Here is a 25,677-nt window from a genome sequence, read left to right on the forward strand (position 1 = left end):
CGGGGCCGTACCGTGTACCGGGCTCAGCCGGTGATCAGGTCGAACTGCTCCCACGGGCCGATGGCCGCCCGGTTGGCGACCAGCGGCGCGGCGCCCGCGTTCTCCGCCGTCACGTACTGCCCGTTGACCTGGGCGCGCAGGCTGACCGAGCCGTTGCCGTTCCGCACCAGCTGGAACGTCTCCCAGCTCTGCGCCGCGGCCTGGTTCGCGATCAGCGGGGACGCCCCGGCGTCGGCGGCCGAGACGTACAGGCCGTTGGCGTGCGCGCGCAGCGTGACGTTGCCGCCGCCGACGTCGCCGAGGTCGAACCGCTCCCAGGTGCCGACCGCCGTCCGGTTGGCGATCAGGGGCGCGGCGCCCCCGTTCTCGGCCGCGACGTACTGGCCGTTGATCCTGGCGCGCAGGCTCACCACCGTCGCCGGGCTCGTGGACAGCACCGGGCGCGTGGGCCGGGTGGCGGTGAGGGGGATCTCCCCCTTCAGCATCCGGCCGCCGTCGCCGGTGAGGCGCAGGTAGTAGTCCGAGGAGCAGGCCGTGCCGTCCTCGTCGAGCGCGAGGATGCCGGAACCGGCCGGGACCTGGGAGGCGTTCTCGGCGGTCTTGGCGATCTGGTTGCCCTCGTTGTACTCGTCGAACATCGAGATGTAGATGCCCTGGGCGCCGGCACGGACCATGTTGTAGAACTGCCGCCACATGAAGTCGCCGTGCGCGCGCTGCCGTTCCTGGAGGTCGCCGGGCAGGACGCAGGGCTGGTAGTCGATGCCGTGGGCGTCGCACTCGGCCTGGTCGGGCAGGTTGACGTTCTGGTAGAAGTTGTCGGTGCCCGCGATGTCGCCGATACGGCCGACCATCCACGGGGAGATCATGTCGAACGCCCGGTAGACGTCGCCGAATCCGGCGCGGGAGTCCTGGTTCCCGGAGCGCCAGTGGGTGGGGACGCCGCCCATGACGTACGTGCCCTGCGCCTTGAACCAGTTGATCACGTCGAGGCACGGTCCCGGCGGCCACGGGCGGCCCGCGTCGTTGAAGCCGAAGCCCCAGATGCCCACCACCGGGCGGCCGTTCTGCCGGGCGTAGGCGGATGACGAGGTGTACGCCGCCATCTTGGACGTCCAGTCGGCCTTGATCTCCGACTGCATGTTCGTCCAGTTGGTGACGTCGTACATGATGTAGAACTTGCGGCCCTGCGCCTCGGCGGCGGTGCGGACGCGGGCGGTGACGGCGTCGCGCACCGGGCCCTCGCCGCCGGTCGGGTTGAACCGCTGGAGGGCGGCGGTGTCGATGCCGTTCTCCCGCATCCAGCGGAAGTGGGTGTCCACGGTCTGGGCGTCGTGGGAGGAGAACAGCGTGGCGGGCTGACCGTTGCCCAGGTTGGGGTAGGCGGTCGCGTAGGTGCGGGTGTAGTCCCGGTTGTCGGGCCAGCTCTTGATGGCGTTGTTGGACGGTGACGGCGGCTGGCCCCAGTTGTTCGACCAGTGCCACCAGGCGTTGATGGGCGAGCCGTCGCCGGTGGCGGCGAACCAGCCCTGGTATCCGACGGTGATCTTGCCGACCACGTCGCCCGGCGGGCTCGCGAGCGGGGCGGCGGCGGTGTCCGCGCGTGCGGCGGCCACCGGGAGGGTGGTCAGCGCGGACGTGGCCGCAGAGGCGGCCAGGAAGCGGCGGCGGGAGACTGCCATGGTGGGGGGTGACCTCTCCTTCGCGGGGACGTGCGGCGCGCCCGTCACCCCCGGGGCCCGCGGCGTGACGGAACGCGCCCGTGCCTCGGCGGACGAGTGGGACACCGCGATTGGTCTGAACCGTAGAAGTGGCCCGGATCGGGGTCAATCCGCACGGGAATTAAAGGACTTGTTGCCACTACGCACACCTGACGAAGGCGAGCCCGTCGGTGTCGGCCAGGTGGGCGGGGTCCTGCGGGGCGTAGCCGAACCACGGGGACTCGCGGGGCGCGGGGGGCGCGTCGGCGAGGGCGGCGGCCAGGGCGGGCGCGTTCACGAGGAGACGGTCCTGCGGGAGCGCGTGCAGCAGCCCTTCGAGGGTGCCGGGCGGCGGGGCGCCCACGCCGTGGCGCCCGATGGTGCCGACGGCGGTGGCGACGAAGCCGTACGCGGTCCCGAGACGGGCGCCGACGAGCGCGCCCGCGCTCCACCAGTGCGCGGGCGGCAGGCCGTTCCACAGGGCCATGGTGCTGCGGGGGCGCTGGAAGTGGCTGTTGTGGGCGAAGGCGAGGACGGGCCCGCGTGCGGCGAGGGCGAGGAGGTTGTCCGCCATCATCCGCGCGCGCAGGCCGAGCAGCCGGGCCATGCGGGCGGGCGAGGGGTCGGCCATCCAGAAGTGGTAACGCAGCAGGCCGGTGGCGGTGTGGGCGTACAGGCGGGCGCGGTCCCACTCGTCCGGGGTGGTCACCGCGAGGAGGTGCGGCGCCTCCGTTTCGAGCAGGTCCGCCAGGTCGTCGGCGAGCAGTCGCAGGCGGGTGGCCTCGGCGGACCGCCCGTGGGAGCGGGCCGGGTCCAGCATGGCGGCGGGCTCGGTCCAGGCGGCGTCGGCGCCGAGCAGGCCGTCGAGTGTCTCGGCGGTGCACGGGAGGAGTGCCGCGTCGAGTCCGGCGGCGAGGTAGGCGTGCAGTGCGGTGAGGGCCTGGCGGGGGCTCTCGGCGTGGCTGAACTCCAGCGGGCCGTCGAAGCCGGCGAAACGTACCTGCTCGGCGGCGGGCCTGCCCGCGTTGTGCTCGCGCATCCAGCGGACGAGTGCGCGGTTGCCCGGGAAGGCGGCCCAGTCGTGGGTGATGCCGCGTGCCACGGCGTCGTCGAGCGTGCCGGCGCCGGTGGTGACGTACTCGTCCACGGTGAGCCCGGCCAGGCAGCCGCTTTCGAGGGCGATGGTCAGGTAGCCGTGCTGCTCGACCAGCTGGCGGAAGAGATCGTTCCGCATGTCGAGCAGGCCCTCAGCGCCGTGGGTGGGCTCCCCCAGCGCGAGCACCCGGGGCGCGGCGGGGAACAGCCCCATGACGGCGGTGGCGTCGAGGGCGTGGACGGTTTCCTGGAGGTCGGTAGCCATACCCTCAACGTATCGCTGAAGACTCGGTGGAGACTTGGGGCGGAGATCGCCGGGCTGTGGTCCGTGAAGTCTCAAACCGCCGCGTGGATCGCCTCGATCGTCTCCGGGCCCCGGTGGAGCACGGCGCCCCAGCCCTGGCGGCGCGCCGCCTCGACGTTCGCCGCGCTGTCGTCCACGAGAAGGACGTCGCCGGGACGGGCGCCGAGCCGCGCCAAGACGGCGTCGTAGGCCGCCGGGTCGGGCTTGCGGTGGCCGAGGCGGTGGCTGAACAGCAGCTGCCCGAAGCCCTCGAACGGCGCGGGGTGCAGGCGGGTCAGGGCCTCCTCCTCCAGCGGGCCGTTGTTGGTGAAGAGCGTGAGGGTGCGCGTCCCCCGGTGCCGTTCGAGCGCCGCCAGGACGCGCGGGTCGGGGCGGAACGCGGCGCACCAGGCCGTGTCGAGCGCGGCGTCCTCGCCGGTCCAGCCGGTGAGGGCGCGGACGCGGGCGCGGACCGCAGCCGCGTCCGCGTACGCGCCGGAGTCGCACGCGGCGCTGAAGCCGGAGGTCCACAGCAGCGCGTGCACCCGTTCCTCCGGCAGCGACAGGAGGGCGGCCAGGTGCCGCAGGCGGCGGGCGTGGTCGAAGGGGAACAGCACGCCGCCGAGGTCGACGACGAGGTGGCGGGGCGCGGTCATGCGGTGGCCTCCTTCGCGGCGGCGCGGATCTCGTCCAGCAGGACGCCGAGGTCAGCCTCGGTGGTGTCCGGGTGGAGGACGCAGGCGCGCAGCACGGGCCTGCCGGAGAGGCGCGTACCGGTGAGGAACGCGCGCCCGCGCCGCTGGACGGCGGCGGGGAGGGCGTCGTTGAGCGCGTCGGCGGCGGCCGGACCTGCTGCGTCGGCGGGCAGGTGGCGGAAGGCGACGACGGAGGTGGCGGCCGGGGCGAGCAGCTCGAAGTCGTCGGCGTCCCCGACCATGGCGGCGAGGGTACGGGCGAGCCCGGTGGTGTGCCGCACGAGGCGGACGACCCCGTCGCGCCCGAGGTGGGAGAGGGTCGCCCAGACGCGCAGGGCGCGGAACGGACGGGTCTGCTCCGGCCCGTACTCGGAGAACCAGCCCAGCGCGTCCGCCCCCTCGTCGCGCAGGTAGGGCGGCACGAGGCTGAACGCGTCGCGCGGCCCCGCCGGGTCGCGGAAGAGGACGCATCCGGCGTCGACCGGGACGCCCAGCCACTTGTGCGGGTCGAGGGCGAGGGAGTCCGCCCGTTCCATACCGGCGTACCGGGGGCGCGCGCCGTCGGCGAGCACGCCGAGGGCGCCGTAGGCCCCGTCCACGTGGAACCACAGGCCGTGCTCGCGGGCGGCGTCGGCGATGTCGTCCAGGGGATCGACGGCGCCGGTGTTCACCGTTCCGGCGCTGGCGGCGACGAGGAACGGGCGCACGCCGCCCGCCGCGTCGGCCAGGACCAGGCGGCGCAGGGCGGCGGTGTCCATGCGGTGGTCGGGGCCGACCGGGACGGTGCGGACGTACCGGTTGCCGAGGCCGAGGAGTTCCGCCGCCTTGCGCAGGCAGCTGTGCCCCTCGGCCGAGACGTAGACGGCCAGCGGCTCGTGCCCGTACAGGCCCGTCTCGCGTAGGTCGTGGCCCGCGCGGCGCAGGGCGTGCTGCCTGGCGGTGGCCATCGCGACGACGGTGGCGAGGGACGCGCCGCTGGTGAGCAGTCCGGCGCCGGGCGGGTGGGGGAAGCCGACGAGTTCGGCGAGCCAGCGGACGGCGGTGCGTTCGAGCAGGGCGCCGGCGTGGTCGCCGCCCGCGCAGCTCGGGTTCAGGGCGGCGGCGAGCGGGGCGACGAGGACTCCGGCGGGCGAGGGCGGGGAGTTGACCCAGCCGAAGAAGCGGGGGTGCCCGTTGCCCATGGGGTACGGGAGCACGCGCTCGCGCACGTCCGTCAGCAGGTCGTCCAACGGGCGCCCGGCGGCGGGGAGTTGCTGCCGGGTGAGCCAGGCGCGGTCGTCGTCACCGACCGGGCGCCACACGGGCCCGGCGGGTACGGCGGCCAGGTGGCCGGCGGTCGTTTCGGCCGCCGCCAGGGCGGACCGTCGCAGGTCACTCACGGTGTCCTCCGTGCGGGGTGTGGGGCGAGGCACCGAGCGTCATCGCCAGGTAGTAGACGCACGGATCACCCGGCGCGCCGGAGGGGTTGGCGAAGGCGTGCCGCCGGTCGCCGGGGAAGTAGGCGGAGTCACCGGGGCCCAGGTCGTGCGGCTCCCCGTCCACGGTCAGGCGCAGGCGCCCGCGCTCCACGGCCACGTACTCGTGGGACCCGGGCGCGTGCGGCGCGAACTCCCCCGCGTCCACGCCCGGTCCGAGCGTGGTGCGCATGAACTCGAACTCCACGCCGGGCAGCGCGGGCGACAGGACGCGCCGCTCCCACCCGGCGGGGTCCCGTACGACGCGCTGCCGCGCGCCGGGCAGGACGACGACGCCGGGGCGCGCCGCCGGGTCGTCCAGCAGCCGGGCGATGGAGGTGCCGAAGGCGGTCGCCAGCCGGTCGAGGACGAGGACGCTCGGCGTCTTCGTGCCGCGTTCGACCTCGGAGACCATGCTGCGGCTGACGCCGCTCAGCTCGGCGAGCCGCTCCAGCGGCCAGCCCCGGGCGCGCCGCTCGGCGCGGACCCGCGCGCCGAGTTCGGCCATGGACAGGCCGCTGGACAGGGCGTTGGTGTCACCACTCATTTCTCCACTATAGCGACGCTTATTCTTCGGTAGCGGACGGGATGCCCGCCAGCCGGCCACGGCGGCCCAGCAGGAAGCGTTTGAACGCCGCCACCGGCGCCGTGTCGGGGCGCCCCGCCGGCCAGGCCACGCCGATCTGCCGGGCGGCGCGCGGCGCGGTCACCGCCAGCTCCCGCACCTCGGGGCGCGGCACGGTCGGCGGCGGCAGCAGCGCGACGCCGAGCCCGGCCGCGACCAGGCCGCGCAGCGTCTCCGGCTCCTCCCCCTCGAACGCGACGCGCGGCCGGAAGCCCGCCTGCTCGCACAGCGCCTCGGTCAGCCGCCGCAGCCCGTACCCCGGCTCCAGCGTGACGAACGGCTCGTCCGCCGCCTCCACGAGCCGCACCCGGCGGCGCCCGGCCAGCCGGTGGTCGGCGGGCACGACGAGGTGCAGCCGCTGCTCGTCCAGGCGGCGCGTGACGAGGTCGGGCGCGTCCGGCACGGGCGAGGTGAGGCACAGGTCCAGCTCGCCCGCGCGCATCCGCTCGATCATGTCCTCGCCATAGCTCTGCACGAGGACGAAGCGCACGCGCGGGTGCTCTCTGCGGAACTCGCGCAGCAGCCCGGGGACCGTCTCCGGGCCCATGGTGTGCAGGAAGCCGAACGCGACCTTGCCCGCCGCCGGGTCCGCGTCGGTGCGGACGGCCTCGGCGGCCCGTTCCAGCTCGGCGAGCGCCCGTTCGACGGCCTGCGCGAAGTCGCGGCCCGCGCGGGTGAGGGAGATGGTGCGGCCGTGCCTGGCGAGCAGCGCGAGACCGAGGTCGGCCTCAAGCCGGGCCATGGCCCGGCTGACCGTGGACTGTGGAACGCCCAGGTCACGGGCGGCCTGGGTGACGTGCTCGTGCCGCGCGACGGCGGCGAACTGCGCGAGCCGGGGGCTCAGCAGCGCCGCCCAGGAGTCGGGCGCCAGATCGGCCCTGCCCGATGTGACCGTTGTTACGCCGATGTCGTTCTCGTTGCCCGGTGATGACATGCCCGCCCCTCAGCTCCGCTTATGCACCAGCGCATGAATCATGGCAGATCCATGCATTGGACGCATCGATACGGGCGCTCTACGTTTGCCGCATGCCCACCGCAGCAAAGGGGGTGGCCGCCACCGCGACCGCCTCCGCCACGCCGTTGCCCACCACCCCTTCACACGTGCGTACACGCATCAGCCTCGCCCTCTTCGCGATCGGCGTCGCGACCTTCGCGATGCTCTTCTCCACCCAGGCCCTGCTCCCCGGCATCGCGGACGGCTTCGGCGTCCGCGCCGACCAGGCGAGCTGGACCGTCTCCGCGACGACGATCGGCCTGGCGGTGGCCGTGCTGCCGCTGAGCACCCTGTCCGAGCGCTTCGGGCGGCGCCAGACGATGACGGCCTCGGTCGCGGTGGCCGTCGCGCTGTCGGCCGTGATCCCGTTCGCGCCCGACCTGACGACGCTGATCGCGCTGCGCGCCCTCCAGGGCGCGGCGATCGCGGGCATACCGGCGTCGGCCACCGCGTACCTGGCGGAGGAGCTGCACGCCAGGGAGACCGTGGGCGCGATCGGCCTGTTCATCGCGGGCAACAGCGTGGGCGGCATGACCGGGCGCGTGATGACCGGCTGGGTCGCCGAGGCCTCCGGCTGGCGCGCGGCGCTGGCCGCGGTCGCCGCGCTCGGCCTCGTCTCGGCGGTCGTCTTCCGCCTCCTGCTGCCCCCGGCGCGCAACTTCTCCCCGGCCCCGCTGCGGCCCCGGCTGGCGCTGCGCACGGTCGGCGGGCACCTGGCGCGCCCGCTGCTGGTCCGCCTCTACACCATCGGCGCGCTGCTGATGGCGGCGTTCAGCGCGGTGTACACGGTGATCGGTTTCCGGCTGACCGAGGCGCCGTTCAACCTCTCGGCGGGGCTCGCCGGTTCGGTCTTCGTGATCTACCTGGTCGGCACGGTCTCGTCCGGCTCGACCGGGCCGATGCTCGACCGCCTCGGGCGGCGCGGGGCGCTGTACGCGGCGATCGGCACCGTCTCCACGGGCCTGGTGCTGAGCCTGTCGGACAGCCTGGCGCTGGTGCTGGCCGGCCTGGTGCTGATCACCGGCGGCTTCTTCTTCGGCCACGCGGTGGCCTCCGGCTCGGTCAGCAGGACGGTGACGCACGGCAGGGCACAGGCGTCGGCGCTGTACCAGGTCGCGTACTACCTGGGCGCGAGCGCGGGCGGCACGGCGGGCGCGGTCATCTACCACGCGGGCGGCTGGACGGGCCTGGTCGTCTTCGCCCTGGCGGCGCTGGCGGCGACGGCGGCCATCACGCTGTACGCCACCCACCGCGCGCACCGCGAACGCCGGGCGCTGGCGACGGCGGCCTGAACCACCGTACGGAGAAAGGTTTCACCGCCCCCGGGGGCCGTGCCGTGTCAGCGAGGGCCGGGACCGTTCAGGTCCCTGCTCTCGCGCCACGTGGCCCACATGTAGCGGAGCCAACCGCGGCGTTTCCCTCCCATGCCGACGGCCGCCAGCACCAGCGCGGCAACCATCGTCCTCCGTGCCCGTGACATGTGCGCCGTCCTTCCTGAGCCCTTCACGCAGAGGCTACTTGACGGGGCCACCGGGACATCCGCGGAACGTCACGGGCACCGGCCCGCCCACCCGCCGGCGACGACGCTCCCGGTCACCGGTCAACGATCACGTGCCGGTTGTGGGCGTGCGGCGGATGCGGGATGGTCATGGGGTGGAGATGCAGCAGGCCCTCGATACGCCCCCCGCCGAGACCCGCCCGTCCCTGCGGCAGCGGGCCGTGGGGCCCTGGTCCGGGCTGCTGCACTCCCTCGGGCTCGCGGCGCTCGTGGTGACCGAGTGGCTGCACCACCACCTGCGCACGACCGACCCCGGCTCGCTCGCGATCGACCCGTACGTGCGCGATGTCGCCACCGCCACCGAGGACTTGCGCGAGTACGGCGCCTACCGGTGGGCCACCGACCTGTTCGAGGCGGCCTCCCTGGGCGAGGGGCGCGCCGGGCTGTGGACGGCCGTCTACGTGGCGCTGCTCGTGCGCCTCAACCGCAAGGGCCCGGCGCGGGCGCAGCACACGCTGTCGATGCTGGCCGGCGCGTACTGCCTGCTCGGCTTCCTGGCGTCGCTGCCGCTGCTGGTGCCGCTGGGCGCGGGGGCCGTGTTCCTGCCGGGTCTGTGCGGCGCGCTGGTGTGGGCGGTGACGCGCTGAACGGGCCCGTCAGCCCCACTCCCCCGTGTACTCCATCGTGCAGACGAGCGTGCGGCCCCCGTTGACGATCCAGTACCAGTACTCGGTGGGATCGCCCTCCGCGCGGGCGCACAGCGGCCCCGTCATGTCGGCGGGCGCCTCCTCCACACCGCTGATGTGCAGCACGGTGTCGTACCCGTCGGGCAGCGTCTCCGCGTCGCACTCGACGACGCTGAGCAGCCCGGCGCGCATACCGTCCTCCTGGTCGGTGGTCTGCCCGAGCATGCAGTAGCCCGTCTCGAACTGCCGCTCCAGGCACAGCGCGACGGTCTGCACGCCCCAGGTGTACGACCAGAAGCTCCGGCCCGGACCCTCCGGGCAGTCGGCCGCCTGGGCGAGGACGTCGGTGACGAGGACGTACGCCGTGGCCTCGTCGCACGGGACGCGGGACGGCAGTTCGCTGCTCCACGCGCCGGTGCCGGTGTCGTGGACGGACAGGCAGTCGCCCGTGCGCACCGCCTCGAACGCCTCCCCGGTCGGGTCGGGCGGCGGCTCCGGGCTGTGGCTCGGCGCGGGGGCGGGCGCGGGCGGCTCGGCGGGCGGCGCCGAGGGCACGGACGACGGCAGCGCGGCGGAACCGCCCCCGCCCACGGCGTTCGGCAGGATCAGGGCGGCGAACGCGACAAGGGCGACGACGAGCAGCCACACACCACTGCGCCCCTCGTTGTTCACGCTGCCTGCTTACCCTTCACACCGCGTCCTGAAGCCCACGGGCCCCGCCGCCCGTGCGCCCGGCATGTGCCGCCGCGCTCACGCGGCGCGCCGCCCGTCGCGCCACACGGCGCGCACGCGGTCCGCGAGCCCGGCCGGGTCGAGCCGTTCGCCGTCGAGGAGGACCAGGTCGGCGCGTTTGCCGGGGGCGATCTCGCCCCGGTCGTCGGCGAGTCCGAGCAGCCGGGCCGCGTCCAGCGTGGCCGCGCGGAAGGCGCCGGCCGTGCCGAGGCCGCCGGGACCGGCGAGGTGCGCGATCTCGTCCAGCACGCGGTCATGCGGCGTGACGGGGTTGTCGGTGCCCATCGCGATGCGCACGCCCGCCTCGGCGGCGAGGCGTACGGACGCGCGGTGCGCCGCGGCGTTCTCCCCGGGCGCGGACTGGGTGACCGACAGCGTCGGCACGTACCAGGTGCCCGCCGCCGCCATCGCCGCGACGGCCGCCTCGTCCAGGAACACGCCGTGCTCGATACTGCGCGCCCCGGCGCGCGCGGCCTCCTCGGCGGCGCGCGCGCCGTGCGCGTGCACCATCACGCCGCGCCCGCCCTGCCGTTCGGCCTCGTCCACCAGCGCGGCCATCTCCTCCGGCGTGATCTGCCGGTCGGTGACGCCGCGCCCGGCGGCCATCGAGCCGGTGGCCGTCACCTTCAGCCAGTCCGCGCCGGCGCGCACCATGCGGCGCACCACCGCGCGTGCGCCGTCCGCGCCGTCGAACACCGGGTCCGGCATGGAGGGATCGCCGAAGAAGTCCACCGGCCCGACACGGTGGTTCCAGTGGTCGCCGATGCCGCCCGTCGTGCAGATCTGCCGCAGCGACACCAGCAGGTCGGGGCCCTCGACCCAGCCGCGCCGCACGGCCATCCGCGTCCCGGCGTCGGCGCCCCACGCGTCGCGCACCGTCGTCACGCCGCGCCGCAGCAGCGTCCGCAGCACGGGGACGACGGACAGCGCCCGTGCCGAACGCGGCAGCCCGTACGTCTCCTCCCGCGACACCGCGAGCGCCACGTGCGTGTGGCAGTCGATGAACCCCGGCACGATCAACTGCCCCGCGCAGTCCACCGCCTGGTCACCGTCGAGCCCCGGCCCGACCCCGGCTATCCGCTCCCCCTCCAGCACCACGTCCGCCCGCGAGACGGCGCCCGACCCGGCGTCGAGCACGGAACCGCCCCTCAACAAGACGCGGCGGGGAGCGGCGGATGTCTCAGTCATGTGCTGCCTCTCGGGGACCTCTCACCACGAGGTCCCCGGAGGTTCAGACCCGTTCGAGGATCACCACGGGGATCTCGCGGGTCGTCTTGCTCTGGTACTCGTCGTACTGCGGGAAGATTTCCGCCATCCTAGGCCAGAGCCGCGCCCGCTCCTCGGGCGTCGCGGTGCGGGCGCGGGCGGTGAAGCGGTCGCCCCACACCTGGACGCGCACCTCGGGGTCGGCCGCCAGGTTGAGGTACCAGGAGGGGTGTTCCGGCCTGCCGCCCTGGGAGCCGACGACGACGTACGCGTCCCCGTCCGTGCCGTAGATCAGGGCCGTCCTGCGCCACTCACCCGAGGTGCGGCCCTTCGTGGTGAGCAGCAGGGTCGGAACACCGTTCCAGTCGTGCCCGTCACGCCCGTCGGTCTCGACATACCGGCGGATGTGATCGGCGACCCAGGCGGTGGGACTGTCATGCACAGGGGCATTCTCGTGCGCCACGACGCACTCCTCTCGACCTTCCCGACAGTACTCCCGCCGGGGCAGAGCCCCACATCGCCCGGACCACCCGCGCCAACTTCCGTCCGCCTCCTCGCGGTTGGGGCGAACGCCACATGCCGTGTCAGCGTGAGCTGCTATACACGGAGCGTAAGCATCCGACGCACCACGGGGGAGCTGGGGACATGGTGACGACCGACGGCACGCGACCGCCGCAGGCGAAGAAAATGGGAACCGGCGAAGGACCACCCGCCGGGCCACCGGCTCAGCGGACCGGCCGCCGCCCTGATGAACGCGGCGGGGTTCGGCGCCGGATACATCTGGGCGGGCGTCGGCGCGTTCGCGTTCCTGTCGTGGTGCGTGACCGTGCCGCTCGTCCTGGTGGCGAACGCGGTCAACGCCTCGGACACGCCCGCGTTCTGGGTCCCGGTGTACGCGCTGTGGCTCGGCCTGATGGCGCGCGGCGGGTGGAAGTGGACGCGGGACCGGCGCGTCCCGAAGCCGGACCGCGTCGCCGCGCCGCGCCGCCCGTGGGTGCCGGTGGCGGCGGGCGCGGCGCTGCTCGCGGTGGTCGCGGCGGGGCTCGTGCTCTTCCGGGCGGCGCCGGGCAGCGCGTTCGCCGAGGGGCAGGAGGCGCACGCGGCCGGGGACTGCGAGGCGGCCCTGCCGCACTACGACCGGGCGACACGCGTGCGGTACGAGTTCACGCTCGCGGGCGCCATCGGCGACGCGCGGGCGGAACGCGCCCACTGCGAGGCGCTGTTGACGGCCGTCGAACGCGAGGCGACGGACGGGGCGACGGAGGCGATAGACGCGTACCAGACCTACCTCGACGGCTACGCGGGCTCCCCGACGTGGCGCGACGCGCCCGCGCACGTCGCCGGCCTGCGGCTGGCGCACGCGGACGGCCTCGCGGCGGACGCCCGTCACCTCCAGGCCGTGGAGGCGTACGGCGCGCTCACCGCGCACCAGCCGGACACTGACGAGGCCGCGCTCGTCCCCGGGCGGCTCGACCGCCTCTTCGCGGAGGGCACGCCCGCGCTGGCCGCCGGAGACCACTGCGCCGCCGTGGACGAGCTGGCACCGTTCGCCGCCCTGGGCGAGGACTCGCACGTGCCCGAGGCCGCGTACCTCGCGGACCGCGCCGGGGAGGAACTGCCGTCCGCGCGCTACGGCTGCGGCGAGCGGCAGCGCGAGGACGGCGACCACTGCGCGGCCATGGACACGTTCGCCGGGATCGGCGGGACACGCGCCGAAGAGGCGGCGAACCGCGCCCGCTTCGACTGCGCGGCGGCCCGCGCGGACGACGGCGAGCACTGCGCGGCGCTGGACACGTACGCCGACGTGGCGGGCGAACTGGCCGACCGGGCCGCCTCCCGCGCACGGGACGCCCGTTACGACTGCGCCGAGGAGGCGTACGGGGCGGAGGACCTGGACCGCGCGGAGGAACTGGCCCGCCAGGTCGCCGACGACGACGGCGCACGGGCGGAGGACGCGGCGGACCTGCTGATCGCCATCGAGATCAGCCGCATCGCACGCGACGGCGCGACAGGCGAACTCCCCCCACCCTCGGCCTCGGGCGGCGCACCGGGCGGCACGAGCGAGGTGACGATCTGGAACGCGTCGGGCGAAGACCTGTCGATCCTCTGGACAGGCCCCGAAACCGGCAGCATCGACCTCCCCGCAGGCAGCGACGACACCTCCGCCTGCTACTCAGGCGCCCTACCATCCACCACACTCTCCCTCCCCCCAGGCGACTACACAGTGGTGGCCCGCACACCCTCCGATCCATCCATCAACCCCTTCGCAGGCGACTGGCCCATGACATCCGGCACCGGCTACCAGAACTGCTTCTACATCAGCTTCTTCGGCTTCTGACCCCACCCACACCACCGAGGCGGTCAAGGCGGACGCCTCCGAGGAACCACGGTCTTCGCTTCGGGCCGCTTGGCCTCCGACAGAGCCGCCACGACCGAAGCCCCGCCGCGCCGTGATGGGCGGGCGGGGCTTGGGTGTTGTTGTTCAGGTGGTGGGGGGTGTGGTGGCCCAGAGGCAGAGGCCGTCGGGGGTGTGGGCGATGCCGTAGGTGCCGGACGGAGGGCCGTTCAGCTCGGGTGTGCTGGCTGCGCGCCCTCGGAGGACTTGGGCGTGGAGGGTGCCGTTGTGGTCGCGGAGGCTGAGCCACCACGGCCGCCGGGTACGGGCGGCGTCGATCAGCGCGTCCACGACGGGTACGGCTTCCGCCCGTCCCCACACCGCGAGTGTCTCGCGCACCCACTCCCGGGCGGCCCCGACGTCATCCGCCCTTCCGCCGCCGGGGAAGAGCCGGTCGGTGTACGGGCGGTGGCTCATGGCTGGTGGTCCGGGACGGCGGCCCACAGGGCGGCGACGGCCGACTCGGCCTCGGACGCGGCGGCGCCCCGTTCCCGTTCGTCCACGGTCCTGGACGCCGCGACGGCGACGGCGGGGAACAGCCGGTCGGACACGGCCTTCAACTGCGGTGCCTCACCCAGCCCGGCCAGCAGCACGACGAGTTCGCGCGGCACGACGTCCGGCCAGTAGTGCATCCCGCCCCACGAGTCGGACGGGTGCGCGACCAGCGGCACGAGCCGCTCCGAGACACGGCAGTCACCACACGCGTGATACGCCCACCCCGGCCCGGACCCCGTGGCCACAGCCGCCACCGCGACCAACCCGCCATCCGTCGCCTCGCAGTACATACAGAACGGCCCCACCAGACTCACGCCCCCACCTCCCCGGCCTCGGTCCGGGCCTCGGCGTCGGCGTGGACGGCGGTCTCGGCTTCGACCGGGCCGGGCCGGAGCCGTCCGACCGGTCCCTCCAGCCCGGTGATGACGGTGATCCGGGGGTTCTCCTCGCGCACGGGCGCGGGCGTGCACGTGTGCAGGTGGCCGGGGTCGGGCATCAACTGCGCCACTTCCTCTCAGGGGCACGAGATCACCGTCTGCGGTGGTCTCTCACACGAGAGGTAACCAACCGCCGCCCGGCGCGGGTACCGTGAAAGGCGCAGACGACCGTGAAAGCCATGAAAGCTGCGGGGGAGGACCATGGCACGGGAGCCGAACACAGCCCTGGGCAGGCTTATCGAGCAGGCGGGCTGGTCGCGGACGCAGGTGGCCCGCGCGGTGAACAGGATGGGGGCGGAGGTCGGCGTGGAGCTGAGGTACGACCAGTCCGCCGTCTCGCACTGGCTCTCCGGAACCGTTCCCCGCGTGGTGGTGCGGCCCCTCGTCTGTGAGGCGTTGGCCCGCCGTCTGGGCAGGCCGGTCACGCAGCAGGACGCCGGGTTCGTGTCGGGCACGACCGCCCGCCGCCCCGGCGACCTGGCCGAGCAACTCATCGACATAGGGACAGGAGACATGGACCCATCACGTCGGAACGTTCTCCAGGCCGGGCTGTACTCCGCCGCGCTGGCCCTACCCGCCTACGGCTCCGTCGGGCCGCCCGCTGTCAGCGACCGGCGGCGCGTCGGCCCCGGGGAAGTGAGCACCGTCGAGACGATGACGCGCAGGATCGCCGACATCCTGGACGAGTTGGGCGCCGGGCACGCCCGTCCGATGGCGGCGGCGTTCCTCGTTCACTCGATCGGGCCGTACCTGCGCGCGCCCGCCCGCCATGAAGTGCGGAAGAGCATGCTCGCCGCGGCCGCCGATCTCGTGTATCTGCTGGGCTGGATGGCCATGTACGAGAAGGATCACGGCGCGGGCCAGCAGTACTACGTCAAGGCGCTCGAACTCGCGAGTGCCGCCGATGACCGGGCGACGTACTCGCGCACGCTGCGCGGGATGAGCCTCCAGGCCACCAGTCTGCGGCACGGCAACCAGGCCCTCCAGCTCGCCGATTCGGCCGCCGAGGCGGCGCCGGACGCCGGTCCGAGGCTGCGGGCGTTCCTGTCGGGACAGCAGGCGGCGGCTGCCGCGATGACCAAGGACAGGCGGCAGGCGTTCAGCCGGTTGCGCGAGGCGGAGACGGCCCTCGGCCGGGCGGACGCGCGGCGGGAGGCGATCGGCGGGTACGACGAGTGCGCCTACCGGTTCCACGTCTCCACGGTGCTGTACGAAACCGGTGACCTGGCCGGGTCGGTGGACGCGCTCAGGCAGTCGATCCGCGTCCAGCCGCAGCAGGAGCGGCAGAGCCGCATGCACGCGTACGCCGTGCTAGGGCGCCGCGAGTGGGAACTCGGCCACCTGGACGCGGCGTGCGACAGCTGGGGTCACTTCCTGGACGGGTACCGGCACGTCCACACGGCCCGGGGCGACGCGCACCTGGCCGCCATCCGCCGCCGCGTACGCCCGCACCAGCGGACCCGCTCGGTACGGACCCTCCTGGCCAAAGCCCACGAAGTGACGACGCAGAAGGTGTGAGCGCGCTCGGGTCAGACGGGCGGGCAAGTGGCCAACAACGCTGCTTCTTTCAGCCGCTCGATGCCGTGGTCGTGCCAGCGGGGGTGTTCTACCGCTCGGCCTCCGGCGCGCAGCCAGTTCCAGGTGTCGGCCACTGTGGTGGACAGGGGGCGGCAGTGGAGTCCGGCTGTGTGGGCGGCGGTCGCGTCCACGGCCCAGGCGCCGGGCGCGGTGCGCCACAGCGGCAGTTCCGTCCACTGCCGCACGCCGTGCCCGGCCAGGAAGTCGGCGGTGACCCATCGCAGTTCGCCGGTGCTGCCGGTCGTGTGCAGGCAGGCGTCGAGGAAGCCGCCCATCGTCTCCCGGCCGATGGGCGCGGCCAGGTTGAACGCGCCGCCGGTCGCGGCGGCGGCCCGGTCGAGCGCGAAGCGCGCCACGTCCCGTACGTCGATGGGCTGGATCGTCTGCTCCGGGGTCCCGGGGGCAAGGATCGGGCCGCCGCGTTCGGCGCGGCGCAGCCACCACGGGAGGCGGCCCACGTACTCCTCCGGACCGAGGATGACACCGGGCCGCAGGATCACCGAGCGAGCCTCGCCGAACATGGCCAGCACGGCCCGCTCGGAGCCCGCCTTCTGTACACCGTAGTAGGTGGCCGGCGACCTCTCGCGCCCGAAGTCGTCGTCCGCGTCCGGCGGCGCATCCAGCAGCGGAGAGCCTTCCGTCAACGGCTCCTCTGGCCAGCCCGCGTACGCGTTCACCGTAGAAACGTACACATACCGCCTGGCCACCCCCTCCAGCACGCGCGCAGCCGCCAGCACACGCCGGGGCGCGAAGTCGGCCGAGCTGGTGTCCACCACGGCATCCCAGGAGCCCGCGTCCGCCAGCCGCTTGAGATCCTCCTCAACCGCCCGGTCCCCACGCACCGCCCGCACCCCCGGCACATCACCGCCACTACGCCCCCGGTTGAACGTCGTGACCTCCCAGCCACGCCCGAGAGCCTGCACCGCAAGAGCACGCCCCAGAAACCAACTACCGCCCAGCACAAGAATCCGCATGCCCGGATACTGCCCGCCCGACAACCCCACCTCCACCGCCCGGGGACGTAACAGTGTCCGGAAGCCATCGGAGAGACCGAGCCGACGGGGACCTGTCAGGACACGGCGGAGAGAACGAGGTCCACGAGGCGGTCGGCTGCGTCGGGGCGGCCCAGTGTGCGGGCGTTCGCGGCCATCTGTGTGCGGCGGGTGGGGTCGGTGAGGAGGGGGTGCAGCGCCTCTTGGAGTCGGGCGGGTGTGAGGTCGCCCGTCAGGGCCAGTGCGGCGCCCTGTTCTTCGAGCCAGCGCGCGTTGTGTGCCTGTTCGTCGCCTGCCGAGGTCGCCAGGGGGATGAAGACGGCGGGGCGTCCCAGGGCGGTGAGTTCGGCGATCGTCCCGGCGCCGCTGCGGGCGATCACCAGGTCTGCGAGAGCCAGCACGTCCGGCAGTTCGGGGCCGACGAAGCCGGTCAGGTGGTAACGCCCGGCCAGCTGCGGCGGCAGGGCGGCCGTGCGGGCGCGCAGAGCCCCGGCGTTGTCGGGTCCGCACTGGTGGATCACGTTCGCGTGGCCGAGGAGCCAGGGCAGTACGTCCGCCACCAGGCCGTTGATCTGCTGCGATCCCTGCGCGCCGCCGGTGACGTAGACGGTCGGCAGCCGCCCGTCGAAACCGTGCAGGCCCAGGGTCTCGACGGCCTTCTCCGGCCGTCCGGTCAGGACTTCGGGGCGGACCGGGTTGCCCGTCACCACCGCCCTGGCGCGGGCGGCCTCCGGCAGCAGGGGCACGGTCGAGGGCGACGAGACCGCGATCCGGGTCGCCCGCCCGGCCAGCGTGCGGTTGGCCAGGCCAAGACGCACCGTCTGCTCGTGCACGACCAGCGGCCTGCCGCACAGCCGCGTCGCGGCCACCCCCACCGGAACGGCGACGTACCCGCCGGTGGCCAGCACCACGTCCGGCCCGAACCGGGAGATCAACGACCGCGCCTGCGCGATCCCCAGCGGAACCCGCGCCATGTCCCGCACATTGGCAGGGGACAGCATCTTCAGCGGATTCCTCGCCCGGCGGATCTTCCCCGTCGCCACCGACGCGAACGCGATCCCCTCCCCGGCCGCCACCCGGGACTCCAGCCCACCGGCTGTCCCCACCCACAGGACCTCAAGCGCCCGGCCATCCGCCGCGAGACGCTCCCGCAGACACCGCACCGCCGTCAGCGCCGGATACGTGTGACCACCCGTCCCGCCACCCGTCACCATCAACCGGAACACAGCCACCGCACACTCCTCCATCGACCGAGACGCCGAGCCTCCCACAGGCTGACGGGTGTTCGGGCGCGGGTCAGATGCCGAGGATCAGTTTGGCTGTCGTGAAGTAGATGACCAGGCCCGTCGCGTCCACCAGGGTGGTGACCATGGGGGCCGACACCACCGCGGGGTCGATGCGGAGTTTCTTGGCCAGGAGGGGCATCGTCCCGCCCACTGTCGAGGCCCATGCGCAGATGACGACGAGAGTGATCGCCACCACGGCGGCCACGTCCACATCCACGAAGAGCGAGCCGACGACGAAGCCGAGTGCCGCCAGCATCGCGCCCAGCAGCAGGCCCGTGCGGCACTCGCGCCAGATCACCTTCAGCAGGTCCGAGGTCCGCACCTCGCCGACCGCCAGGGCACGGACGGCCGCGGTGGCGGCCTGGGCGCCGGTGTTGCCGCCGGTGCCGATCAGCAGCGGGACGAAGAGCGCGAGCTGGGTGACGGCCTCCAGTTCGCCCTCGTACAGCCGGTTGACGGAGACGGTCATCGTCGCCGCGACCAGCAGCAGCATCAGCCACAGCATGCGCGTGCGCGACAACTGGAAGACGCTGGCCGACATGTAGTGCCGCTCCAGCGGCTCGGCGCCCGCCTGGCGCGCGACGTCCTCGCTGTCCGCCGCCTCGATGACCTCGAACGCGTCGTCGCTGGTGAGCAGGCCGACGAGGCGCTGTTCGCTGTCCACGACGGGCAGGTCGAGCACGTTCGTCTCGCGCATCAGGCGAGCCGCCGTCTCGGCCGGTTCGGCCGCCTGGGCCATCGGCGGCTCGGTGACGACGAGGGCCGAGACCATGGCCTCCGGCTCACTGAGAACGAGTTCGCGCAGCTCCACGATGCCGGTGAGACGGCGGCCACGGTCCACGACCGGGAGCGTGTAGATCGTCTCCGCCCGCGCGCCCCGCAGCCGTACGACCTCCAGGGCCTGGCCGACCGTCAGGTCCTGCTGGAGCGCGACCGTCTCGGGCGTCATGTAGCGGCCGACCGAGCCCTCGGGGTAGCCGAGGAGCGCGGCGGTCATCTGCCGTTCGTGCGCGCTCAGTCCGGCGAGGACGCGCTGGGCGACCTTGGCCGGTGCCTCCTTGAGCATGCGGGCGCGGTCGTCCGGGTCCATGCCCTCGACGAGGTCGCGGAACGCCTGGTCGCGCAGCCCTTCGAGGATCTGCTGCTGGTCGACCGGGTCCAGTTCCTCGAAGACCTCCAGGGCACGGTCCTTGTCGAGCAGCCGGAAGGTGATGACGGACTCGACGGCGTCCATGCGCGCGATCTCGTCGGCGATGGCGTACGGCGGCTGGGTCTCCAGCCATTCGAGCGCGCCGGCGAGGTCGTGCTCCTCAAGCAGCGCGGGCAGGTGCGTCATGACGAGGGAACCCCCGGGGATCGGAAGACGGGCACGGACATCCGAGGTACGCGCACACGCCTGCCGGCCCGGGTGGTACGGATCTCACCCGGGCGAGGAGGCGTGGCGCGGGGGATGACTGGGAGGTTCACTGCGCATCGCAGCATCACCTCCCGCCGTGTCGTTCCGCCGAAACCGTTCTTCAGGGTACTAGGCATCGGGCACGATCATGGCAGGCCGGAAGCCGCATACCGGACATCGCGGGCCACGAGGTGCCGCTCGTCACCATGAACGTCCCGTAGGCGGGAGTGAACGCCCGGTAGCGCGCGCCGGGCGCCCGCGCCGGGGCGTCAGGCCAGCCGGTCGAGCACCGTCCTGCGCGGCCCCGGCGACTCCTGCCCGACCGCGATGGCGTCGCCTTCGAGGGCGGCCAGCGCCGCGTCGAAACGCTCCGGGGTGTCGGTGTGCAGCGTCAGCAGCGGGGCGCCCGCCGTCACCCGGTCCCCCGGCTTGGCGTGCAGCTCGACACCGGCCGCCGCCTGCACCGGGTCCTCCTTGCGCGCCCGGCCCGCGCCGAGCCGCCAGGCGGCGAGCCCGACCGCGTACGCGTCCAGCCGCGTCAGCACGCCGCTCGCGGGCGCGGTGACGGTGTGGGTCTCCCTGGCGACCGGCAGCGGCGCGTCCGGGTCGCCGCCCTGCGCGGCGATCATGCGGCGCCAGCGGTCCATGGCCGAGCCGTCCTTGAGGGCGCGCTCCGGGTCGGCGCCGGTGAGCCCGGCCGCGTCGAGCATCTCGCGGGCGAGCGCGAGGGTCAGCTCCACGACATCGGCCGGCCCGCCGCCCGCGAGGACCTCGACGGACTCGCGGACCTCCAGGCCGTTGCCCGCCGTCAGGCCCAGCGGGGTGGACATGTCGGTGAGCAGCGCGACCGTGCGGACGCCGCTGTCGGTGCCCAGCTCGACCATGGTCGCGGCGAGTTCGCGCGCGTCCTCGAACGTCTTCATGAACGCGCCGGAGCCGACCTTGACGTCGAGGACGAGCGCGCCGGTGCCCTCGGCGATCTTCTTCGACATGATCGAGGACGCGATCAGCGGGATCGACTCGACGGTGCCGGTGACGTCGCGCAGCGCGTACAGCTTGCGGTCCGCCGGGGCCAGGCCCTCGCCCGCCGCGCAGATGACGGCGCCGGTGTCGCGCAGCACGGTCATCATCTCGTCGCCCGACAGCCGCGCCCGCCAGCCGGGGATCGCCTCCAGCTTGTCCAGCGTGCCGCCGGTGTGGCCGAGGCCGCGCCCGGACAGCTGGGGGACGGCCGCGCCGCAGGCGGCGACGAGCGGGGCGAGCGGCAGCGTGATCTTGTCGCCGACGCCGCCCGTGGAGTGCTTGTCGGTCGTCGGCAGCGGCAGGGCGCCGAAGTCCATCCGCTCGCCGGAGGCGATCATCGCGGCGGTCCAGCGGGCGATCTCGGCGCGGTCCATGCCGTTGAGCAGGGTCGCCATGGCGAGCGCGGACATCTGCTCGTCGGCGACCTCGCCGCGGACGTACGCGTCGATCACCCAGTCGATCTGGCCGGGGGTCAGGGCGTGGCCGTCGCGCTTGGCGCGGATGACGGAGATGGCGTCGTGCGTGTGCATGCGCAGCAGTTCCTTGAAAGGAGGGGCCTTGAAAGGAGGGGCCTTGAAAGGAGGGGGAGGCGGGCCTACTGCGCGAGGTGCCAGGCGTCGGGCAGCAGCGCGGACAGGGGGCGTACGCCGTCCGCCGTGTCCACCAGGAGGCCGGGGCCGCCGTGCTCCATGAGGAGCTGGCGGCACCGGCCGCACGGCGTGATGCGGTCGCCCGCGCCGTTGCAGCAGGTGAAGTGCGTCAGGCGTCCGCCGCCGGTGGCGTGCAGGGCGGAGACGAGGCCGCACTCGGCGCACAGGCCGAGGCCGTAGGAGGCGTTTTCGACGTTGCAGCCGGTGACGGTCCTGCCGTCGTCCACCAGGGCGGCGGCGCCCACCGGGTAGGAGGAGTACGGGGCGTACGCGCGGGCCATCGCGTCCCGCGCCGCCGCGCGCAGGGCGTCCCAGTCGGTGCCGTCGGTCGCAGCGTCGTCCATGGGCTGATTCTCCGTCATCCGCCCTGCCCCCGCCGGTACGAGCGGCCGACCGCGCGGGGTGTCCGCAGCCGTTGCGCGAAGAGCGTCAGGACCAGCAGCGTCGTGAGGTACGGGCTGGCGCTGACCAGTTCGAGCGGCATCTCGTCGGTCACCGCGTACCAGAGCACCAGCAGCACGGCCACGCCCGCGCCGACCGCCGCCTGGAGGCGCTTGCCGCGCGTCCACCACCAGACCGCGAGCGCGACCAGGGCCAGCGCGAACAGCAGCAGCGTCGCGTGCACCACCGCGCCGCCGCCGCGCGTCTGGAGCGCGTCCATGAAGCCGAACAGGCCCGCGCCCGTCGCGACGCCGCCGGGGCGCCAGTTGCCGAAGATCATGGTGGCCAGGCCCAGGTAGCCGCGGCCGCCGGTCTGCCCCTCCTGGTACATGCGGATGAGGACGGCGAGGTACGCGCCGCCGAGGCCCGCGAGACCGCCGGAGACGATCACGGCGGCGTACTTGTACGCGTACACGTTGACGCCCAGCGACTCGGTCGCCTCCGGGTTCTCGCCACAGGACCGCAGCCGCAGGCCGAACGGGGAGCGCCACAGCACGTACCACGTGGCCACGAACAGCACGACCGCCAGCAGCGTCAGCCACGGCACGTTGTGCACCGCGGCGCCGAGGATGCCCGCCGCGTCCGACACCAGGAACCAGTGCTTGTCCGCCAGGTCGCCGAGCCAGTCGGAGACGCCGGGCACGGAGAACGGTTCGAGGCGCTCCATCTGCGGGGACTGCTTGTCGTTGCCGCCGTCCGCCGCCGCCTCCGCGGTGTTGAACATCTCCTTCGCGAGGAACTGCACGACGCCCAGCGCCAGGATGTTCATCGCCACACCGGAGACGATGTGGTCCACGCCGAACGTCACGGTCGCGACCGCGTGCACCAGGCCGCCGAGCGCGCCGCCGGCGATCCCGGCGAGGACCGCGACCCACGGGCCCCAGTGCCAGCCGGCCCAGCCCGCCATCAGCAGGCCGAGCATCATCATGCCTTCGAGCCCGATGTTGATCACACCGGCGCGTTCGGACCACAGCCCGGCGAGACCGGCGAGGCCGATGGGCACGGCGAACGTCATGGCGGCCGTCCACTGCGCGGTGGCCGTCAGGCTGTTCTCGTCCGTCACGACGCGGACCAGGGACAGCAGCACGAGCGCGCCCGCGAGCAGCAGCAGCACCTGCGGGTACCGCAGGCGGCGGCGTGCCTTCGGCGGCGCGGCGGCGGGCGCCGGGCCGGTGTCGAGTTCGGTGGTCACGCGGACACCTCCGCCGGGTCCTGGTCCTTGTCCTTACGGGTGCGGCGCGCGCGGGCGGCCAGCTCCTCGCCGACCCTGCGCTGCTGCCGCCTGACGCCCCAGCGGCGCACCAGCTCGTAGGCGATCACCACGGACAGGACGATGACGCCCTGCATCACGCCGACGATCTCCTGCGCGTAGCCCTCGAACTCCAGCTGGGTGCCGGTGCGTTCGAGGAAGCACCACAGGAGGGCGGCCAGGCCCATGCCGACCGCGTTGTTCCGCCCGAGGAGGGCGATCGCGATGCCGGTGAAGCCCAGGCCCTCGGGGAAGTCGCTGCCGTAGCTGCCGGACTGGCCGAGCAGCGTCGGCATGCCGACCAGGCCCGCGATGGCGCCGGACAGCAGCATGGCCGTGACGACCGTGCGCCGTACGCTCACGCCGCTCGCCTCGGCGGCGGACTCGGAGCGGCCGACGGCCCGCAGGTCGAAGCCGAAGCGGGTCCTGCCGAGCACCAGCCAGTACGCGACGCCCGCCGCGATCGCCAGCACGAAGGTGCCGTTGACGGGCTGGACGCTCGTGCTGATCTCGAAGAAGTAGCTCGACTCCGGGATCTCCGGGGTGTTCAGGAAGTTGCCGTTGCGCTCGGCGAGCCGGCCTTCCTTGAAGAAGTAGCTGATCAGCGAGCCCGCGATGAAGTTCAGCATGATGGTCGTGATGACCTCGCTGACACCGCGCGTCGCCTTCAGCCAGCCCGCGATGCCCGCCCACACGCCGCCGCACACCATCGCGACGAGGATGATCAGCGGGATCTGCACGATGCCGGGCAGCGTCAGCGCGCCGCCGACCACGGCCGCGAAGAACGCGGCGACGCGGTACTGGCCGTCCACACCGATGTTGAACAGGTTCATCCGGAAGCCGACCGCGACGGCGACGGCCGCCAGGTAGTACGGGATCGCCTTGTTGATGATCCAGACCTGGCTGTCGCTCTTGCTGCCGAAGTCCGCCATCACCTGGTAGGCGCGGAACGGGTCGTCGCCCGTCGCCAGCAGCACCAGCGTCGTGATGACCAGGGCGGTCACCAGCGCCAGCACCGGGGCGGCGAGGCCGAGGACCAGCTTCTCCCGGCGTTCCGTGCCGCCGCGCCGCAGAAGGGTGTTCACCGGTCGCCCTCCTTCGGGGTCTCGGGGGCCGTGCGCCCGTCCGTACGCTCCGGGTCCGTACGCTCCGGCGCGGGGACGCCGTGCTGCTCCAGGTGGCCGGACGTGGCGCCGGTCATCGCCGTGCCCAGTTCCTCCGGGGTGACCGTGGCCGGGTCGGCGTCGGCGACGAGCCGTCCCCGGTACATCACGCGGAGGGTGTCGGACAGGCCGATCAGCTCGTCCAGGTCGGCGGAGATCAGCAGGACGGCCAGGCCCTCGCGGCGCGCGCGGCGGATCTCGTCCCAGATCTGCGCCTGCGCGCCGACGTCCACGCCGCGCGTCGGGTGCGCGGCGATCAGGACCTTGGGGCGGTGGCTCATCTCGCGGCCGACGATCAGCTTCTGCTGGTTGCCGCCGGACAGCGAACCGGCCGTCACCTCGATGCCGGGCGTGCGGACGTCGTACTCCTCGACGATCCGGCGTGTGTCGGCGCGGGCGTCCGAGGCCGTCAGCCAGGCGCCCTTGCTGTTCGGCCGCTCGGTGACGTGCCCCAGCATGCGGTTCTCCCACAGCGGCGCGTCGAGCAGCAGGCCGTGGCGGTGGCGGTCCTCGGGGATGTAGCCGATCCCGGCGACGCGGCGGCGGCGGGTGGGGGCGTGCGAGATGTCGTCGCCGTCGAGCGTGATCCGGCCCGCGTCGGGGTCGCGGATGCCCATGACCGCCTCGACCAGCTCCGCCTGCCCGTTGCCCTCCACACCGGCGATGCCCAGGACCTCGCCGCGGTGGATCGTGAACGCGACGTCCGTCAGCAGGTCGCGCGCGGTGCCGTCCGCGTCGGTGCCGGTCAGGCGCAGGCCCTCGACGGTCAGCACCGGCTCGTCGGTGACGGTGGACTCGCGTGTCCCGGGGGTCGGCAGCTGGCTGCCGACCATCAGTTCGGCGAGCGCCCGGGGGTCGGTGTCCGCGGGCTTGACGGTCGCGACCGTCGTGCCGCGCCGGATGACGGTGATGTCGTCGGCGACGGAGAGGACCTCGCCGAGCTTGTGCGAGATGAACAGGACGGTGAGGCCCTCGGCGGTCAGCTCGCGCAGGTTGCCGAAGAGCGCGTCCACCTCCTGCGGCACGAGGACGGCGGTCGGCTCGTCGAGGATCAGCGTGCGGGCGCCGCGGTAGAGGACCTTGAGGATCTCGACGCGCTGGCGGTCGGCGACGCCGATGTCCTCGACCAGCACGTCCGGGCGGATCTGGAGGCCGTACGTGTCGGACAGCTCGGTGATGCGCGCGCGGGCGCGCGCGCCGATGCCGTACGCCTTCTCCGCGCCGAGGACGACGTTCTCCAGCACCGTGAGGTTGTCGGCGAGCATGAAGTGCTGGTGCACCATGCCGACGCCCCGGGCTATCGCGTCCGCCGGGGAGCGGAACGCGACCTGCTCGCCGTCGACGGCGATGGTGCCCTCGTCCGGCCGCTGCATCCCGTAGAGGATCTTCATCAGCGTGGACTTGCCGGCGCCGTTCTCGCCGACCAGGGCGTGCACGGTGCCGCGCGTGACGGTGATGTCGATGTCATGGTTCGCGACGACGCCGGGGAAGCGTTTCGTGATGCCGCGCAGTTCGACCGCGCTGCTGCTGGGGGCTGGGATGTCGCACTCTCCTCGGACGGGGACGTCGTCGGCCGGTCCTGCTCGTGGGGGACCGTACCGCGCCGG

Annotated in this window: 24 protein-coding genes; 4 read left to right on the top strand and 20 right to left on the bottom strand. The window is 73.5% G+C overall.

What is annotated here, in order from left to right; genetic code table 11:
• Window positions 1-23: 23 nt before the first annotated feature.
• The 6 genes from ACL02R_RS21005 to ACL02R_RS21030 all read right to left on the bottom strand — a co-directional run bounded on the left by ACL02R_RS21005 (window position 24) and on the right by ACL02R_RS21030 (window position 6,783).
• Window positions 24-1,679: a xylosidase gene (locus tag ACL02R_RS21005; RefSeq protein ID WP_412798506.1), complete on the bottom strand. Its 1,656-nt coding sequence runs from the start codon at window positions 1,677-1,679 to the stop codon at window positions 24-26.
• Between the two features lie 178 nt (window positions 1,680-1,857).
• Complete coding sequence (locus ACL02R_RS21010; RefSeq protein ID WP_412798507.1) at window positions 1,858-3,057, bottom strand: erythromycin esterase family protein; 1,200 nt, start codon at window positions 3,055-3,057, stop codon at window positions 1,858-1,860.
• A 71-nt stretch (window positions 3,058-3,128) separates the two neighbouring features.
• Window positions 3,129-3,731 (bottom strand): HAD family hydrolase, encoded by a 603-nt coding sequence (locus ACL02R_RS21015; RefSeq protein ID WP_412798508.1) that lies wholly within the window; start codon window positions 3,729-3,731, stop codon window positions 3,129-3,131.
• The gene (locus tag ACL02R_RS21020; protein ID WP_412798509.1) at window positions 3,728-5,149 is read right to left on the bottom strand and encodes a pyridoxal phosphate-dependent decarboxylase family protein; all 1,422 of its coding nucleotides are present in this window, start codon (window positions 5,147-5,149) and stop codon (window positions 3,728-3,730) included. Before ACL02R_RS21020 ends, ACL02R_RS21015 begins: the two co-directional genes overlap by 4 nt.
• Entirely contained in the window at window positions 5,142-5,771 is a 630-nt protein-coding gene (locus tag ACL02R_RS21025) for a helix-turn-helix domain-containing protein (RefSeq protein WP_412798510.1), read from the bottom strand. Before ACL02R_RS21025 ends, ACL02R_RS21020 begins: the two co-directional genes overlap by 8 nt.
• Window positions 5,772-5,790: 19 nt before the next feature.
• Window positions 5,791-6,783 carry a LysR family transcriptional regulator gene (locus tag ACL02R_RS21030; RefSeq protein WP_412798511.1) on the bottom strand — a complete coding sequence of 331 codons (993 nt, stop codon included), beginning with the start codon at window positions 6,781-6,783 and terminating at the stop codon, window positions 5,791-5,793.
• Between the two features lie 92 nt (window positions 6,784-6,875).
• Here ACL02R_RS21030 and ACL02R_RS21035 point away from each other — a divergent pair, with 92 nt between their 5' ends.
• On the top strand, window positions 6,876-8,135 hold the full coding sequence (locus ACL02R_RS21035) for an MFS transporter (RefSeq protein WP_412798512.1): 1,260 nt from the start codon (window positions 6,876-6,878) through the stop codon (window positions 8,133-8,135).
• Window positions 8,136-8,496: 361 nt separating this feature from the next.
• Window positions 8,497-8,988: a hypothetical protein gene (locus ACL02R_RS21040; RefSeq protein WP_412798513.1), complete on the top strand. Its 492-nt coding sequence runs from the start codon at window positions 8,497-8,499 to the stop codon at window positions 8,986-8,988.
• A gap of 9 nt (window positions 8,989-8,997) precedes the next feature.
• On the opposite strand, the gene ACL02R_RS21045 is transcribed toward ACL02R_RS21040, so the two are convergent.
• The 3 genes from ACL02R_RS21045 to ACL02R_RS21055 form a co-directional block, all read right to left on the bottom strand.
• Window positions 8,998-9,699, bottom strand: coding sequence for a hypothetical protein (locus tag ACL02R_RS21045; protein ID WP_412798514.1), 702 nt, complete (start codon window positions 9,697-9,699; stop codon window positions 8,998-9,000).
• Window positions 9,700-9,777: 78 nt separating this feature from the next.
• The gene (locus ACL02R_RS21050) at window positions 9,778-10,947 is read right to left on the bottom strand and encodes an amidohydrolase family protein (RefSeq protein ID WP_412798515.1); all 1,170 of its coding nucleotides are present in this window, start codon (window positions 10,945-10,947) and stop codon (window positions 9,778-9,780) included.
• Window positions 10,948-10,990: 43 nt separating this feature from the next.
• Window positions 10,991-11,407 carry a nitroreductase family deazaflavin-dependent oxidoreductase gene (locus ACL02R_RS21055; RefSeq protein WP_362967792.1) on the bottom strand — a complete coding sequence of 139 codons (417 nt, stop codon included), beginning with the start codon at window positions 11,405-11,407 and terminating at the stop codon, window positions 10,991-10,993.
• Window positions 11,408-11,713: 306 nt separating this feature from the next.
• Here ACL02R_RS21055 and ACL02R_RS21060 point away from each other — a divergent pair, with 306 nt between their 5' ends.
• The gene (locus tag ACL02R_RS21060) at window positions 11,714-13,303 is read left to right on the top strand and encodes a hypothetical protein (protein ID WP_412798516.1); all 1,590 of its coding nucleotides are present in this window, start codon (window positions 11,714-11,716) and stop codon (window positions 13,301-13,303) included.
• 144 nt (window positions 13,304-13,447) lie between these two features.
• Here the strand turns inward: ACL02R_RS21060 and ACL02R_RS21065 are convergent, their stop codons facing one another.
• The 3 genes from ACL02R_RS21065 to ACL02R_RS21075 form a co-directional block, all read right to left on the bottom strand.
• The gene (locus tag ACL02R_RS21065) at window positions 13,448-13,777 is read right to left on the bottom strand and encodes a hypothetical protein (RefSeq protein WP_412798517.1); all 330 of its coding nucleotides are present in this window, start codon (window positions 13,775-13,777) and stop codon (window positions 13,448-13,450) included.
• The gene (locus tag ACL02R_RS21070; protein WP_362956429.1) at window positions 13,774-14,031 is read right to left on the bottom strand and encodes a hypothetical protein; all 258 of its coding nucleotides are present in this window, start codon (window positions 14,029-14,031) and stop codon (window positions 13,774-13,776) included. The genes ACL02R_RS21065 and ACL02R_RS21070 overlap by 4 nt, the downstream gene beginning before the upstream one ends.
• Window positions 14,032-14,165: 134 nt before the next feature.
• Complete coding sequence (locus tag ACL02R_RS21075; RefSeq protein ID WP_412798518.1) at window positions 14,166-14,351, bottom strand: hypothetical protein; 186 nt, start codon at window positions 14,349-14,351, stop codon at window positions 14,166-14,168.
• Window positions 14,352-14,493: 142 nt separating this feature from the next.
• On the opposite strand from ACL02R_RS21075, the gene ACL02R_RS21080 reads away from it, so the two are divergent.
• Window positions 14,494-15,810: a hypothetical protein gene (locus tag ACL02R_RS21080; RefSeq protein ID WP_412798519.1), complete on the top strand. Its 1,317-nt coding sequence runs from the start codon at window positions 14,494-14,496 to the stop codon at window positions 15,808-15,810.
• 11 nt (window positions 15,811-15,821) lie between these two features.
• Here ACL02R_RS21080 and ACL02R_RS21085 read toward each other — a convergent pair whose 3' ends face one another.
• From ACL02R_RS21085 to ACL02R_RS21120, 8 genes are all read right to left on the bottom strand, one after another.
• Window positions 15,822-16,844 (bottom strand): NAD-dependent epimerase/dehydratase family protein, encoded by a 1,023-nt coding sequence (locus ACL02R_RS21085; RefSeq protein WP_412798520.1) that lies wholly within the window; start codon window positions 16,842-16,844, stop codon window positions 15,822-15,824.
• A 95-nt stretch (window positions 16,845-16,939) separates the two neighbouring features.
• Window positions 16,940-18,109, bottom strand: coding sequence for a UDP-N-acetylglucosamine--N-acetylmuramyl-(pentapeptide) pyrophosphoryl-undecaprenol N-acetylglucosamine transferase (locus ACL02R_RS21090; RefSeq protein ID WP_412798521.1), 1,170 nt, complete (start codon window positions 18,107-18,109; stop codon window positions 16,940-16,942).
• Window positions 18,110-18,158: 49 nt separating this feature from the next.
• Window positions 18,159-19,484 carry a magnesium transporter gene (gene mgtE, locus ACL02R_RS21095; protein WP_412798522.1) on the bottom strand — a complete coding sequence of 442 codons (1,326 nt, stop codon included), beginning with the start codon at window positions 19,482-19,484 and terminating at the stop codon, window positions 18,159-18,161.
• 329 nt (window positions 19,485-19,813) lie between these two features.
• Window positions 19,814-21,097 (bottom strand): thymidine phosphorylase, encoded by a 1,284-nt coding sequence (locus ACL02R_RS21100; protein ID WP_412798523.1) that lies wholly within the window; start codon window positions 21,095-21,097, stop codon window positions 19,814-19,816.
• 65 nt (window positions 21,098-21,162) lie between these two features.
• Window positions 21,163-21,561 (bottom strand): cytidine deaminase, encoded by a 399-nt coding sequence (locus ACL02R_RS21105; RefSeq protein ID WP_412798524.1) that lies wholly within the window; start codon window positions 21,559-21,561, stop codon window positions 21,163-21,165.
• Between the two features lie 14 nt (window positions 21,562-21,575).
• On the bottom strand, window positions 21,576-22,850 hold the full coding sequence (locus tag ACL02R_RS21110; RefSeq protein WP_412798525.1) for an ABC transporter permease: 1,275 nt from the start codon (window positions 22,848-22,850) through the stop codon (window positions 21,576-21,578).
• Window positions 22,847-23,992, bottom strand: a complete 1,146-nt coding sequence (locus ACL02R_RS21115) for an ABC transporter permease (RefSeq protein WP_412798526.1) — start codon at window positions 23,990-23,992, stop codon at window positions 22,847-22,849. Before ACL02R_RS21115 ends, ACL02R_RS21110 begins: the two co-directional genes overlap by 4 nt.
• A complete protein-coding gene (locus tag ACL02R_RS21120; RefSeq protein ID WP_412798563.1) occupies window positions 23,989-25,611 on the bottom strand; it encodes an ABC transporter ATP-binding protein in 1,623 nt (540 codons plus the stop codon). The genes ACL02R_RS21115 and ACL02R_RS21120 overlap by 4 nt, the downstream gene beginning before the upstream one ends.
• Window positions 25,612-25,677: the final 66 nt, after the last annotated feature.

It is taken from the genome of Streptomyces sp. MS19, assembly GCF_047200595.1.
GTDB lineage: Bacteria > Actinomycetota > Actinomycetes > Streptomycetales > Streptomycetaceae > Streptomyces.